Raw genomic sequence first — 13,363 nt, forward strand, 5'->3', positions numbered from 1 at the left:
CCGGGAGTTCAACATGGCTACAGTCGAAATCAATCGCGACGCCGCGGCGAAGCCCTCGGCATCGCGCGGCCTCGATCTGAAGCTCGAGGTCGTCGTCATCCCCGTGTCCGATGTCGACCGCGCCAAGGCGTTCTACACGCGCCTCGGCTGGCGATTGGACGCGGACTTTACATCGGGCGACGACTGGCGGGTGATCCAGTTCACGCCGCCAGGTTCGGCCTGTTCGGTGATCTTCGGCCGGAACGTCACGCCAGCGGCGCCCGGTTCAGTGCGCGGCCTGTACCTGATCGTCTCCGATCTGGAGGCGGCCCGACAGGATCTGCTCGACCGCGGCATCGCGGTCAGCGCGCCATTCCACGGCGGGGGCGACGTTCATGCCGGGCCGGACGAGCCGTATCTGTTCGGCAGCGTTCGGGTCAGTGGCGCTGACCCGAAGCATGGCAGCTACAGCTCGTTCGCATCGTTCAGCGATCCCGACGGCAATGGCTGGTTGTTCCAGGAAGTCACGACGCGGCTGCCTGGACGCATCGAAGGAGGCAGTACGACATTCGCCTCAACGGTCGAGCTCGCCGCGACGTTGCGCCGTGCCGCGGCGGCGCATGGTGAGCACGAGAAGCGGACCGGCGGGCATGACGAGAACTGGGCGGATTGGTACGCCGACTACATTGTCCGCGAGCAGGCCGGCCAGCCGCTGCCGTCCTAACGAGAACGCAGTTCGTCGCGCGCCGCTTTGCATTCGCGCCCCCGCTCGCGCCGTTCTGCATCGGAACCGTGGCGGCGCTCGACCGGTTGGAACGGCCGCAGGCGGTCACGCCGATGTCGCCTTCCACCGGTACGGAGCGCCGGTGCTTGAAAACAAACAAGGAGAACCGAGATGATCCGCAAGGCAAAAGCAGTTTGGAAGGGCACCGGTCGCGACGGTACCGGCCATCTCTCGAGCGAATCCGGCGTGCTCACTGATACGCCCTATTCGTTCAAGACCCGCTTCGAGAACGAGAAGGGCACCAATCCCGAGGAATTGATCGCGGCGGCCCATGCCGGCTGCTTCACCATGGCGCTGGCCTTCGGCCTCCAGATGGCCGGCTTCACGCCGGACGAGCTCTCGACGGAAGCCGCCGTCACGCTCGAGCCGGAAGGCAAGGGTTTCAAGATCAGCAAATCTGCGCTCACCCTGCGGGCCAAGGTGCCGAATCTGGATGAGGCGGGCTTTGCCAAGATCGCTGGCGAGGCCGAGAAGAACTGTCCGGTATCGAAAGTGCTCAACGCCGCCATCACGCTCGACGCCAAGCTCGGCTAGAGACGAGCTCAATGTCCATCCGATTCTGAGGAACCGGATGGACATTGGTGAAATGCCCGCCTTTCGGACGGGTAGCCGAATGCATATGATAATGCAGATGAAGGGCGATCAATCGGGAGCGGACCGATGACGACGGAGCGCGCAGTTTTGGCCGGGGGCTGTTTCTGGGGCATGCAGGATCTGATCCGCAAGCAGCCGGGCGTGATCTCGACCCGCGTTGGCTACACCGGTGGGCACGTCAGGAACGCCACCTATCGCAATCACGAAGGCCACGCCGAAGCGATCGAGATCATCTTCGATCCCGCCAAGACCAGCTTCCGGACCATGCTGGAGTTCTTCTTCCAGATCCACGATCCCACCACGCTCAACCGTCAGGGCAACGATCTCGGCACGAGCTACCGCTCGGCGATCTTCTACACCAGCGACGAGCAGAAGCGGGTCGCCGAAGACACCATCGCCGACGTCGAGGCGTCGGGCCTGTGGCCTGGCAAGGTGGTCACCGAGGTCGCGCCGGCGCGCGAGTTCTGGGAGGCCGAGCCGGAGCACCAGGATTATCTCGAACGTTATCCCGACGGCTACACCTGCCACTTCATCCGGCCCAACTGGAAGCTGCCGCGGCGCGCGGCTGCCGTGGGCGGCTAGATCTAGAAAGCATGATCCGGAAAAGTGTGTAACGGTTTTCCGAAAAGATCATGCGCAAATAAAGAGCTAAAGCGCGATGATGATGCATCCTGATCTCATCGCGCTTTAGTCCGGCAGGCGCGAGAAGCGGAAATTGCAGCGGCTCGCGCCGCCGGCCAGGGTTTGCGTCCGTTCCAGGCGGATGCCTCGCGTGGCATAGGCATCGAAATCAAGCCCGCAAATGTTCGGCAGGATGTCCTTGTCGCCATGGCGAGCGGCAAATTTGCAGAAGCCGCAGGCCTTGTAGTTGATGCCGAACTCGAAGTCGTCACCCGGGCCCGGTTCGACGAAATCGTAGACGAAATCTTCCGGAAACGCGTCCTGGTGGCTTGCGCTCGCGCTTCTTGCAGCCTGGTCGCGCAGCAAGGCCTGGTTCTCTGACGACATGAATTGGCGCCCCGAAGCGAGACGTTCCGCTTCAGGCACGGTGAGCAATTGCGCCTTGTAGGATTCCCGCTCGATCTCGCCGATCACGGGCAGCGGCACGCCATGCCGCCGCAGCACCCGGCTGATCGCCATGAAACCCATGAGGCGCATGAAGAAGTCGCTCATGCGGCTCGCCGTGCCGCCGACATAGGGCATCTGGGTGAGCACGATCTCGAATTCGTTCATCACCTCCTGCCTGATCGCGTGGATATCGGAGACATGCGCGCGTTCGCGCAGCATCGCTTCGGCAAGGTCGAGTCGATCGCGCATGGCGGCCTCCATGGCATCGCGATGCTGCGCGTAAAAGGGATGGATGGTCTCAGTCATTGGACACCTGACAAAATTGGCTTATCGCAAAGTCGGCGAACCCGGTTTCATTCCGCCGCGATCGCCTCGATCTCCAGCAGCCATTTGCTGTTGACGGTCTGGGCGACCATGACCGTCAGCGCGGGCTGATGGTCGCCGAGCATCGCGCGGCGAATGGTCCGGTTGCTCACGAGCTGAGCCCGGTCGGTCAGGAACGTGGTGACCTTGACCAGATGATCGACACCAAGGCCGGCGGCGGCGAGCACCGCCTTGACGTTGCGCCAGGCCTGCTCGCATTGCGCCTCGAATCCCTCAGGCACGGAGCCGTCGGGTCTCTCGGGCACCTGGCCGCTGATGAACAGCAGGCGGCGATGCTGCGTCAGTTCAAGTCCCATGCAGTAGCCGCCGGCGGGAGAATGGACCGTTGCGGGATTGTGGTTGACGATATGAGGTAGGGGCATTGGGCTTCTCCAGATTGCGACCCGACCGTATCCAGCGACATCGCCGCGGCGCAAAGCATCATTGCTGCGGTTCAGCGCAAGAAAATCTGTTGCAAGAGTGCGGCTCATCAGTGTCAAACTTGCTGTGCGATGACCTACGCCCTTCCACCACTCAACGCGCTCCGCGCTTTCGAAGCCGCCGCGCGGCATCTCAGCTTCAAGCTGGCCGCCCATGAGCTGCATGTGACGCCTGCCGCCGTGGGGCAGCAGGTAAAAGCGCTGGAGGCACGCCTCGGCGTGCAGCTGTTCGAGCGGCTGCACAAGCAGCTCATCCTCACCGCCGCAGGCCAGGCCTATCTGCCAGGGGTGTCCGAAGGCTTTCGCCACATCGCGGACGCAACCGCGCAATTGAAGCCGTCAGGTGCAGTGCTGCTGCAATTGGGCGTCCATGCCAGCTTCGACCTGCGCCGGCTCGATCTGGCGGCGTTCCGCAGCGCGCATGCCGACATCGGCCTGCGCGTGCTGCAGCCCGCCGGCCTGCACGAGCTGGTTGAGGGCAAGGTTGACCTCTTGATCGCCCGCGGTGTCGGTCACCATCCGGGCTATCGCTGCGATCGCGTCAATGAGGGATCCGGGCTGGGTGACTGGCTGATCGCGCCCGAAGGCACCGAGGATTGTCCTGAAATCGTCAGTTTTCGCGCGTGGCTGCGCGCTGCGATCGCGGAGAACCCGCACACGGACCGCCGTCCTCGACTGGTCGGCGGCGTCGGAAGTTGAGGCGGCCGTCGCCTGAGGCGCCGTCAGCTCTGCAATTGCGCGATCAGGTCGCGCGCGATGCGCATGTCGGCGATCTCCAGGCCTTCGGCAAACGCGGCGCAGACGTTCTCCAGAGCCGGCAGGGCTTCGGTGGATCGGCCTGCGCCGATCATGAATCGCGCGAGGCTGGTTGCACAGCGCAGCTCCCAGAACCGCGCGCCCTGTCGCCCTGCAATGTCGATGGCTTCGCGAAAGCGCGCCTCGGCGTCGCCCGCGTGCCGCGGGCTCCTCAGCATCAATTCGCCCTCGATGCGGATCAGCTCCGGCTGATACCAGAGCTCCTGCCGGTCGTTGCAGCGGGCCAGAGCGTCCTCGATCACGTCGAGGCCGCGGTCGATCTGGTCGGCCTCCAGAAAGCACGCGGCGAGCTCGCCGAGCAGCGGGAGAAAGCGCGGCAGAAAGCGCGCATCGCCGGCGCGATTGAGTTCTTCGCGCAAGAGCGGCAGGCCCGTCGCGATATCGCCGCGCCTCGCCAGCACCGCCGCGTTGAAGGCCCGCGCCCACAGCCCCCACAGCCGGATGGCGTGGCGCTCGGTGTGTTCGACGAGCTCGGCGCCGTGGCGCTCCGCGGCCTCGAAATCGCCGGCCCAGAAAGCGATCGGGCAGGTGGCTTGCCCCAGCACGCTGCAGAAGGTCAGCGCGTGGCCGTTGGCACGACCCTCCTCGATGTTTCTGGCGGCGAGCGCCTGGGCCTGATCGGCGAGGCCCTGCAGCCACAGGATGCGGGCGCGGAAATATTGCGTGGATATTCGCAGGTCGAGCGGGAAGATCTTTGGCTTCTCCGCCAGCACATGCAGTGATGCGTTCACGCGGTCGATGCAGGCGCGCGCCTCGTTCTGGTCGCCGAGATAGTGCAGCGCCACGGCCATCAGCCGGTCACCCAGCATCACATCGGTCCTGTCGGGCGAGTTCGCTGCGGCATTCGCAAACCGATCGGCCAGCGCGCGGGCCTTGCCGAACTGTCCGTTGTTGAACTGGTCGATGCACAAGCCCCACAGCGCGCGCAGGCGAAAGTCCTTGTCGTCGAGCCGGTCGGCGAGCTCCAGCGTCGTCTCCAGGATCGGACGCGCCTCGCGGGCGCGGCCCTCGCCATACATCAGCGACCAGCCGAGCGCGGACAGAAGCTGCATGCGGATACGCTCGTCGCCGGCATCTCCGAGCGCCGTGAGCGCCGTTCGCGCGCGCTCGCGGCATTCGGCGAACAGCGACAGGCGCACCCACATCGTGACGGCGGCTGCGGTCAACGCGATTCCCAGCGCAACGTCACCGTCGGGCGCGAAGGCCCAGTCCAGCGCCGCGCGCACATTGTCCAGCTCGGCGCCATAGATACCAAGCCATTCCGGCAACGGCGTCGACGAGTCGGCCTCGGCGCGCTGGAAGAAATCGCGAAAGTGCTCGGCATGGCGCCGCGCGAACTGCTTGGTTTCGCCGAGCTCGGCGAGCTTTCCCTGCGCGTAGGTGCGCGTGGTGTCGAGCAGGCGATAGCGCAGCAACCGTGAGCCGGATGGCGAGATCAGCGATTTGGTGACGAGACTGTCGATCGCCTCCAACGTCTCCGAGGCGCTGAGGCCGTCGCCGGATGCGACCGCCGCGGCTGCTTCCGGCGCGAAGGGGCCGGTGAAGACCGAGAGTCGGCGCAAGGTGGCGCTCTCGGCGGGAGGCAGCAGGTCGTAGCTCCAGTCGAGCGCTGCGGCGAGGGTCTGGTGTCGCGGCACGGCGGTGCGCCGCCCACGCCATTGCAGCGAAAAGCGGCTGTCGAGCAGCGATGCTGTGCCGGCGATGCCATAGGCGTTGACGCGGCCCGCCGCGAGCTCGATCGCGAGCGCAATGCCGTCGAGGCGCCGGCAGATGCTGGCCACAAGCGGCGCCTCTTCCGCGCTGAGCTGGAACGGACCCGAGCTCTGCGCAATGCGCTCGACGAAGAGCTGCGCCGCGGGATAGGCGAGTACCTCGTCAACGCCGAGGCCCTCGCGCTCGGGTGGGCAATCCAGCGGGAACAGCCGGAAGATGCGCTCGCCTTCGCTGCGGAACGATTCGCGGCTGGTGGCGAGCACGCGAAGCTGCGGCACATCGCGAACGATGCGCTCGACCACCGGGGCGAGCGCATCCAGCACATGCTCGCAGCTGTCGAAGATCAGCAAGGCGGGGCCGGTCTTCAGGAAGGTCAGCAGGGCCGGCGTCGGATCCTCCGCGCTGATGGTGAGGCCAAGCGCGGAGGCGATGGTGGTCGCGACGTGGCTGGCATCACGCAGCGGACCGAAATCGACGAAGAAGACGCGCCCGCCGAAATCCGCCGAGCGGCGGTGCCCGACAGTGACGGCGACGGCGGTCTTGCCGATGCCGCCGGGGCCGACCACGGTCATGAAGCGGTGGAGCGAAAGGCCGTTCGATATCTTCTCGACGATCTCCTCCCGCCCCACCATCTTCGAGAGCGGCGCGGGGAGGGAGCGGGGCGGCAGGATGTCGACGGTGGGCTGCGCGGCCGGCGCCGTGGCCTGGGCGAACGAGGCGACGAAGCAATAGCCGCGCCCGGGCACGTTGACGACGTAACGGGCCGACTTGCCGGTGTCGCCCAGCGCCTTGCGCAGTGCTGCGACATGGAATCGCAGGCTGCCCTCGTCGACATTGACGTCGGCCCAGATCCGCTTGACCAGCTCGCGCTTGTCGATGACCTCGCCGGGGCGCTCGGCCAGAAAAATGAGAATATCGAGCGCGCGGCCGCCGACATGCAGAGGCGAGCCCTCTTTTTCCAAGAGCCGGGACTTCGGAAACAGTCGAAATGGCCCGAAGGAAATGGCCGAGTCTTCGCTACGATCTGGCACGCGCCATGGCCCCCGCAACGGGAGTCAAAAGGTATGACTTTCTGCTCTATCAGAACGAGACGTACAGTAAACTGGCCGAAAGCAGTGGGGTAGGGCTGGCAGCCCTGCGTGCACCGCTTGGGTCAGCCGGCACCGGGAATCTTGCTTGAAAAGGAATGGGTTAAGCGAATACGGCACGGCGATGAGGCCGCCGACTAATCCAGAGGGAGCATTGACGGCGGTGATTCGTTGCTGCGATGGAATGGTTCGGGAGCCGGCCCCGCCTCGACAGTGACAACCGACGTCCGGATTCGAACATGCTCTCCTTCTCGCGGCGACAGGTCGTCCATGCATTGCCGGGCGCAGCGGCGCTTGCGGCGATTCCGCGCAGTGGACGAACCGCCGACTATCCGTCGCGTCCGATTCGCCTGGTGATCCCGTACGGGGCAGGCGGATCGGGCGACCAGATCGGGCGTCCCTGGGCGGAGAAGATGTCCTCGCTGCTCGGACCCGTCTTCATCGAGAACATCACCGGTGCGGGCGGCGCGATCGGGACAACGGCGGTCGCGCGCGAGAAGCCCGACGGCTACTCGTTGCTGCTCGGAAACGACAGCACGCAGGCGGCTATTCCGCTGCTCGCGCAAAATCCGTCCTATGCAATGGACGATTTCCGCGCCATCTACCGCCTCATCACCAGTGCGCTGGTTTTTGCCGTCCATCCGTCGTTGCCCGTCAAAGACCTGCCCGAACTGGTTGCCTACGCGAAAGCCAATCCGGGAAAGCTGTCCTACGGGACGCCCGGCATCGGCAGTGGAAATCACCTCGTCGGCGAAGCCTTCAAGCTGCAGGCGGGCGGACTAGACATCGTCCATGTCCCGTATCGGGGCATCGCGCAGGCCAGCAACGACCTCCTCGCCGGCCAGATCCCTCTCATCATTGCCGTGATGTCGGTGCAACTGCAGCAGTGGAGCGAGGCCGGCAAGCTCCGGATGCTCGCGGTCGCCACCGAAAAGCGGCTGAGCGTGGCCCCCGATATCCCGACCGCCATCGAATCCGGCATGCCGGGCCTGCGCTATGACGGCTGGTTCGGCCTGTTCGCGCCCCGGCAGACCGACGATGCGATCATCGACCGGATTGCGCAGGCGACGCGCCTTGCCATGGCCGACAGGGCGATGCAGGCCAATTACCGTGCCGAGGGCATGGAGCCGGACAGCGCCTCGAACCCGGTCGAATTCCAGCGCCTCGTCGAGGCGACTGCGGCGAGCCTGGCGTCCATGATCAAATCGATCGGACTGCAGAGATTTTGAGCGGGCTCACGCCGCGGCGCGCGTGACGATGCGCGCCGACAGCGTGACGAGACCCATCAGCGCGGCGAGCAGCCAGAACGCCAGAGGCAATCCCCCGACACGCGCGAGGAAGCCGACGCCGGCCGGGCCGACGAGGATGCCGGCATAGCCCGCGGTGGTGATCGCCGCCACCGCAAGCCCCGTCGGCATCACCGTCTGCCGCGCCGCCCGGCGGAACAGCACCGGCACGAGGTTCGACGCGCCGAGGCCGATCAGCAGGAAGCCGGCGATCGCAATCGCCGCAAGCGGCGCCGTGAGCAGGACGACGAAACCGGCGATTGCAATGAGGCTGCCCCAGAGCAATGTCGCGCGATCTCCGACGCGCGCGACGACGGCGTCGCCGCCGAGCCGCCCCATCGTCATCGCGATCGAGAACACGATATAGCCGATCCCGCCTTGCGCTTCGGAGACGAGGCCCGCGCCGATCACGAGCAGCGCGCCCCAGTCGAGCATCGCGCCTTCGACCAGGAAGGTGATGGCGCCGAGCAGCGCCAGCAGCAGCACCGAGCCGTGCGGCAGCACGAACAGCGGTCCCTCCTGCACCTGCAAGGAGCGAAGCAAACGCGGCCAGGCGACCAGCATCGCGATCAGCATCAGGGCGGAGCAGACCAGCGTGCATGCAAGCGCGGAGAGTTGCAGCGAGAGCAGCGCGGTCATCAGAGCCGATCCGGCAAAGCCGCCGATGCTGAACAGCGCGTGGAAGCCGGACATCAGCGGCCGGCCCGCGTCGCGCTCCACCTCGACCGCGTGGATGTTCATGGCGACGTCGATGGAGCCGAGCGCGGCGCCGAAGGCGAACAGCGCCAGAGCCAGCGTTGCCGGTGCGCTCGCAATCGCCAGCAGCGGCAGCACCAGCGCAAGGCCCAGTCCGCCCGCGATGATGATCGGCCGGCTGCCGTAGCGCGCGCTCATGACGCCGGTCAGCAGCATGGCGAGCACCGAGCCGATGCCGAGGCTGAGCAGCAGCAGTCCGAGCACGCCGTCGTCGACGGCGAGCCGCGCCTTCGCGAACGGCACCAGCGGGGCCCAGCAGGCGATGCCGAAGCCGGCGACGAGAAAGGCGAGCCGCGTCGCAAGACGGGTCGCCGGCCGATCGGCAGAATGCATGGGAACTCCGGAAGAAGAAAGCAGGCGGGAGGAGGGTGCACTCGACAAGCCTGATGATTGCCGCGACTTTATGTCGGGGAGAGCGGTGGAATTGTCGCGACCGGACAGTTGTTGTCGGCTGTCTCTGCGCGGGTCTGGGCCAGACCGCCGGGTCATTGTCCTGATCGCTGCGTCGCCGCCCGCCAACCCCCTCTCCTAATAATATTCTGCTTTATCGAAATTCGGATTTGTCGTATGTGTCGCCCATCCCGGCTCATCCTTGAGGGGCGATCATGTGGCCGTCATGGTCGCGCGCCTGGCTTGCGGTGGACGCGGCAGCGCCGGGCGCGAGAGGTGCGGGCAGGGCGGATTGCTCTCCGTGAGCCCGAGGCTTCGTACGGACGGACGGCGCTGTCAGGTTCGTCTCGCCTCTAAGTTTCTACTGCAACACCGGAGGCAGCCGCGCGCAAGCTGATCGAACTCGCTGCCAGCATTCCGCCGGTCCAAGACGGTCGCATCCACATCGAGAGAAGCTCAACGCGCCGTTCCTCTACACGCTCAAGGCCACCGGGCCGGAGTTAGGCGCGGGCATCGAGTACGCCATCGAGCAGGGCTGGCTCGAATGCACGAGAGCGGCACCTATGTCCGGCTGCTGTCTCCTGGCCAAGACCTGCTCGAATAACGAGCTAGTCGACCGATCCACCCGCCCGGTCGATCACGCGTCTCACCAACACACGTTCACTGGCCTGAGCCTCCAACCCCAGCCAGTCCAGACGCGACGCCATCGCGTGCAACCGCCATACGCTGCGTAACTCCAACCTGGCGCTCCCCAGCCGGGTCCCCAAACGGGTCCTCCCCACCCCCAGCCAGGTCCCCAAGCTGCCGCGCTGGCGAGCCCAAGGCCGAGACCTATGCCCACAGCTGGTGCTCCCCATCCGCCGCCGCGCCAACCGCCTCCCCAACCGCCGCCATGCCAACCGCCGCCGTGCCATCCTCCATGAAAGCCGCGTTGGGCGGACGCTGCACTAGGCGCCAGGGCAAGCGCCGCTGCGACACTGAGAGCGAAAAATGCGTTCTTGACCATGACAACCTCCGGTTTGAGTTGTGCGGCATAAACGCTTCGCGATCACCTTTGTTCTGATCGCGCCCAACTTGCTTCAAATGATTAGGTCTCACGACTGCCCACGGACCAGCGGGAACAACACAGCGGCGGTGAAATTTGATTGCTCGTTGGCCCTTCACGCGGGCTGGCCTGAAGGGTTGGCGGGACGGCTTCGGGTTCCCCCCCGGGTCAACCGGAGCCGTCTTTCCTCGAAGCCGGTCGCCTCGAATTTAATCTGCAATCCGGTTCATTTCGTACAGACGAAGAGAAGTCCCATGGCCGAGATTATTGCAGCGCATGCGTTAGCGTGCGCTGGCGGCCCCGGCTCGTCACCTGCCAGCCCTGGAGATGGGCTTGGGGCCGTTCGACCCATGCTCTAGCCGTGTGAACTGTTCACTTTGGCACGGACCCTTGCTCAGTGCATGTCCTCTATGCGCACGCAAAGGACGACCCAAGTTACAATCCAGTGCACACCGTCAGCATGACCGATCCTTCCAATCCCCACGCGCAGACTGCCGTGCAGCTCTTGGTGTGGGCCCTGGAAGAAATTGAAAAAGCCGCCAACATGGAAGCTGCACAACACGCGCGAAGCGCATTAGATGCGATCCGTAAGAGCATGCAGCCGGACAAATTAGCCACGCGCAGCATCACTGAACCTGACGCAAAACCAAAGTAGGCCACTGCGTTTCGACAATTCATTTTGGCGGATGTAGCTCTGAGGATCGTAGCCACTCGCTCACGTGCGAGCCGGTCTCGGCCTGTCGCCTCGAAAAGAACGCAAGAGAGGCTGGGAACGCAAGCCAAGCTTGCCCTGTTGCCGCTTTTTCCCGATCTACGTGGAGTAAGGGCGCATGGACGTCATGGAGCGTGTTGACATCGAGGCGGCAGCGGATACTCCTCAAAAAGCGACCGAAGACATCGCCATTAACGTGGCTTTCGGCGCAAGCGTTCTGGTTGCGATGGCTGGCTGGCTCTACATTTTAGGCCGGGGTGCGCTCCTCGCAATAAGCTGGATCATTGGTTGATCATCCGCGCGTCCGATTTGCCAGAGTTTCCCGTTGGGCCGCGTAAGGTAACGAATTTGAGGTTTAGCCCACGTAAGATGGAGCTTCACTCCGCGATGACGCTCGGCGGGATCATGGTCTGCTTGAACGGGGCTATTGGCCTTCTGGGCTTTGCTAGACGGCGCGAAAGGACGCGCTCGCGCAGCGCTGCGCGGATGGCCGGTGCTCAATGACGAAGGCCGCAGCGAACTCAATCGCTGCGGCCCGCGCCGTGGTCAAAAAATCCGGGTGAAACAAACTACGTGAACTATGAGCCAGCCCCGGTTTGCCGAGCTTTCCCGCTGCTTCCAGTTCCCGCTATAACAAACGTGAATGCGGGTGCGCAGCGCGGGGACCGTTGTTCCTGCCGGGAACGGTGCGAAAACGAACAGAGCGGCCCTTCGGTCGGGGAGTAGCCTCAGTATCGCTTGGTGCAACCGACCAAGCACCTCCAGTCGCGGCCCCGGTCTACCACCTTCAGCAGCATGTCCCCTGCCAGGCCGGGGCCGTCGTCGCGACAGGGTGCGTGAGTTCAAGTTGCGACGCAGCGATGTAAGCGCGGGTGCCAAGTCGATCCCAGCTCACATGTTGGCGTCGCGACACAAAGATGAAGGCGCGGGTGCAATGTCGCTCCTTCAGCGCAGGTCGGCGTCGTGACGCAGAGATTGAGCCGTGGATGCATAGTGTATCCGGCTAGGCATGTTGCAGTAATCGGCGCGGCGTGGGCGCCGAACCTAACCAACGATGCTAACGCGGCGGCGGGCGGCGGAAGCACGCATGCAAGCCGACCGGCTGGCTGCGAGGCATGGACCGTGCGCATGCTCGGTTTCAAGGGGCCGGCACAGCCGTCTCGTAGCCCTAGCGAGTAGCGTGCATGCAGCCGGAACTATCACCAAAAAGAGTAGCTTGAGGCTCACAACGGGTGGGATTAGGCTTCTGGCGAAGTGAAGCAATGGCCTGATGACCCTGCGGTGGTTTACATGCGCCATACGATTGAGACCGCACCGAACGTCGTCATCCTCGAGGCGTCACGCGCGCGGCGGGGATTTGCAATTTCCTGGATCCCCCCAACCCTCGTCACGGCGACGCTCATCGGGTTCTGTCTCAACGCCGAAGTCGTCGCCTATCTGGCGCGATACGCCACTCAGCAGGAGTTATCCAAGCTCATCACGATCATCCCGCCGGCCATGGCGGAACAGACGCCATTGCCGAAGGACGACGAGGCGGCGCAACTCAAGCAGGCGGTCGACAGCGCGACAGCCGAACTGCGGCAGTCTCTGCAGCAAGAGCACGACAGGGCCGAGGCGCTCGAAAAAGAACTGGTGAAGGCGTGGCGGTACGTCGGGAAGCTGTTGTCGATGCGCAACGGCGAGGCGGACCAGTTCAGCCAAGCGGTCGACAACGCGACGGCAGTACTGTGGCAGTCTCTCCAGCAGGAGCACGACAGGGCCGAAGCGCTTGCAACCGAACTGGCGGACGCGCGGCGCTCCATGAAGCAGAAACCTGCCGCTGTGGAAGAGATGCCCGGTGTCTCCTTGCCCGCCTGGGCAAACAGCTATGCCGCCTTCATGAAGCCCGCCCAGACCGCAGTGCAACCGGACGTGTCCGCGGAGAACAGCAAATCGGCAATTATACCAGGCGAACCAGCTCGCGTTGAGCACAAACCGCGCGGGGGCTCCGGCTGCCAGCACTTTCAGAGCTACGATCCGGTATCAGGAACTTACATGGGCTATGACGGACGGCGGCATTCCTGCCCATAAGTTCGGGCGGTGTTTCGGAAACAAGTCTAGCTGACCCGCCGCTATCGGCAGCGAGATGCAGCCGCCCTCACTCGGCTGCGCCTCGTTCTAGGACGCGGCGGTGCGGCGGGACGCCCCCCGGCAGGCGCCGTGCATTTGTGAAAATCCGTGATGAGCTTGCTGCGTGCGAGCGTGGACAGCTATTGGCGAATGTCGGATAATGCACATTGCAAATTGCGGGGCTCTGAGGCCTGCATTTGAGCTTCCATAGAAGGACGAT

12 protein-coding genes are annotated in these 13,363 nt (G+C 64.6%); 8 read left to right on the plus strand and 4 right to left on the minus strand.

What is annotated here, in order from left to right:
• Positions 1 to 13 precede the first annotated feature (13 nt).
• The 3 genes from AAFG16_RS15005 to msrA all read left to right on the plus strand — a co-directional run bounded on the left by AAFG16_RS15005 (position 14) and on the right by msrA (position 1,939).
• Positions 14 to 703, plus strand: coding sequence for a VOC family protein (locus AAFG16_RS15005; protein ID WP_342739614.1), 690 nt, complete (start codon positions 14 to 16; stop codon positions 701 to 703).
• A 171-nt stretch (positions 704 to 874) separates the two neighbouring features.
• Entirely contained in the window at positions 875 to 1,297 is a 423-nt protein-coding gene (locus AAFG16_RS15010) for an OsmC family protein (protein WP_235544734.1), read from the plus strand.
• Between the two features lie 126 nt (positions 1,298 to 1,423).
• Positions 1,424 to 1,939 (plus strand): peptide-methionine (S)-S-oxide reductase MsrA, encoded by a 516-nt coding sequence (gene msrA, locus AAFG16_RS15015; RefSeq protein ID WP_283085251.1) that lies wholly within the window; start codon positions 1,424 to 1,426, stop codon positions 1,937 to 1,939.
• Positions 1,940 to 2,044: 105 nt separating this feature from the next.
• Here the strand turns inward: msrA and AAFG16_RS15020 are convergent, their stop codons facing one another.
• Both AAFG16_RS15020 and AAFG16_RS15025 read right to left on the minus strand, forming a co-directional pair.
• Complete coding sequence (locus tag AAFG16_RS15020) at positions 2,045 to 2,731, minus strand: L-2-amino-thiazoline-4-carboxylic acid hydrolase (RefSeq protein WP_342739615.1); 687 nt, start codon at positions 2,729 to 2,731, stop codon at positions 2,045 to 2,047.
• Between the two features lie 47 nt (positions 2,732 to 2,778).
• Positions 2,779 to 3,171 carry a RidA family protein gene (locus tag AAFG16_RS15025; RefSeq protein ID WP_342739616.1) on the minus strand — a complete coding sequence of 131 codons (393 nt, stop codon included), beginning with the start codon at positions 3,169 to 3,171 and terminating at the stop codon, positions 2,779 to 2,781.
• A 129-nt stretch (positions 3,172 to 3,300) separates the two neighbouring features.
• Here AAFG16_RS15025 and AAFG16_RS15030 point away from each other — a divergent pair, with 129 nt between their 5' ends.
• Entirely contained in the window at positions 3,301 to 3,927 is a 627-nt protein-coding gene (locus tag AAFG16_RS15030) for a LysR family transcriptional regulator (RefSeq protein WP_342739617.1), read from the plus strand.
• A 23-nt stretch (positions 3,928 to 3,950) separates the two neighbouring features.
• Here the strand turns inward: AAFG16_RS15030 and AAFG16_RS15035 are convergent, their stop codons facing one another.
• Positions 3,951 to 6,788: a winged helix-turn-helix domain-containing protein gene (locus AAFG16_RS15035; RefSeq protein WP_342739618.1), complete on the minus strand. Its 2,838-nt coding sequence runs from the start codon at positions 6,786 to 6,788 to the stop codon at positions 3,951 to 3,953.
• A gap of 296 nt (positions 6,789 to 7,084) precedes the next feature.
• Between AAFG16_RS15035 and AAFG16_RS15040 the strand changes: the two genes are divergently transcribed.
• Positions 7,085 to 8,074 carry a tripartite tricarboxylate transporter substrate binding protein gene (locus tag AAFG16_RS15040; RefSeq protein WP_342739619.1) on the plus strand — a complete coding sequence of 330 codons (990 nt, stop codon included), beginning with the start codon at positions 7,085 to 7,087 and terminating at the stop codon, positions 8,072 to 8,074.
• Positions 8,075 to 8,080: 6 nt separating this feature from the next.
• Here AAFG16_RS15040 and AAFG16_RS15045 read toward each other — a convergent pair whose 3' ends face one another.
• Entirely contained in the window at positions 8,081 to 9,220 is a 1,140-nt protein-coding gene (locus AAFG16_RS15045) for an MFS transporter (RefSeq protein ID WP_342739620.1), read from the minus strand.
• Between the two features lie 1,562 nt (positions 9,221 to 10,782).
• On the opposite strand from AAFG16_RS15045, the gene AAFG16_RS15050 reads away from it, so the two are divergent.
• From AAFG16_RS15050 to AAFG16_RS15060, 3 genes are all read left to right on the plus strand, one after another.
• Complete coding sequence (locus AAFG16_RS15050) at positions 10,783 to 10,977, plus strand: hypothetical protein (protein ID WP_342739621.1); 195 nt, start codon at positions 10,783 to 10,785, stop codon at positions 10,975 to 10,977.
• A gap of 175 nt (positions 10,978 to 11,152) precedes the next feature.
• Positions 11,153 to 11,326, plus strand: a complete 174-nt coding sequence (locus AAFG16_RS15055) for a hypothetical protein (RefSeq protein ID WP_283085258.1) — start codon at positions 11,153 to 11,155, stop codon at positions 11,324 to 11,326.
• 998 nt (positions 11,327 to 12,324) lie between these two features.
• A complete protein-coding gene (locus AAFG16_RS15060) occupies positions 12,325 to 13,104 on the plus strand; it encodes a BA14K family protein (protein ID WP_342739622.1) in 780 nt (259 codons plus the stop codon).
• Positions 13,105 to 13,363 lie beyond the last annotated feature (259 nt).

Origin of the sequence: Bradyrhizobium sp. B117 (assembly GCF_038969555.1) — a bacterium.
In the GTDB taxonomy this organism is placed as follows: Bacteria; Pseudomonadota; Alphaproteobacteria; order Rhizobiales; family Xanthobacteraceae; genus Bradyrhizobium.

Excerpts from the sequence above, each read along its gene's own strand:
- AAFG16_RS15005 (WP_342739614.1), top strand. The coding sequence starts at position 14 with ATGGCTACAGTCGAAATCAATCGCGACGCCGCGGCGAAGCCCTCGGCA.
- AAFG16_RS15010 (WP_235544734.1), top strand. The coding sequence starts at position 875 with ATGATCCGCAAGGCAAAAGCAGTTTGGAAGGGCACCGGTCGCGACGGT.
- msrA (WP_283085251.1), top strand. The coding sequence starts at position 1,424 with ATGACGACGGAGCGCGCAGTTTTGGCCGGGGGCTGTTTCTGGGGCATG.
- AAFG16_RS15020 (WP_342739615.1), bottom strand. The coding sequence starts at position 2,731 with ATGACTGAGACCATCCATCCCTTTTACGCGCAGCATCGCGATGCCATG.
- AAFG16_RS15025 (WP_342739616.1), bottom strand. The coding sequence starts at position 3,171 with ATGCCCCTACCTCATATCGTCAACCACAATCCCGCAACGGTCCATTCT.
- AAFG16_RS15030 (WP_342739617.1), top strand. The coding sequence starts at position 3,301 with ATGACCTACGCCCTTCCACCACTCAACGCGCTCCGCGCTTTCGAAGCC.
- AAFG16_RS15040 (WP_342739619.1), top strand. The coding sequence starts at position 7,085 with ATGCTCTCCTTCTCGCGGCGACAGGTCGTCCATGCATTGCCGGGCGCA.
- AAFG16_RS15045 (WP_342739620.1), bottom strand. The coding sequence starts at position 9,220 with ATGCATTCTGCCGATCGGCCGGCGACCCGTCTTGCGACGCGGCTCGCC.
- AAFG16_RS15050 (WP_342739621.1), top strand. The coding sequence starts at position 10,783 with ATGACCGATCCTTCCAATCCCCACGCGCAGACTGCCGTGCAGCTCTTG.
- AAFG16_RS15055 (WP_283085258.1), top strand. The coding sequence starts at position 11,153 with ATGGACGTCATGGAGCGTGTTGACATCGAGGCGGCAGCGGATACTCCT.
- AAFG16_RS15060 (WP_342739622.1), top strand. The coding sequence starts at position 12,325 with ATGCGCCATACGATTGAGACCGCACCGAACGTCGTCATCCTCGAGGCG.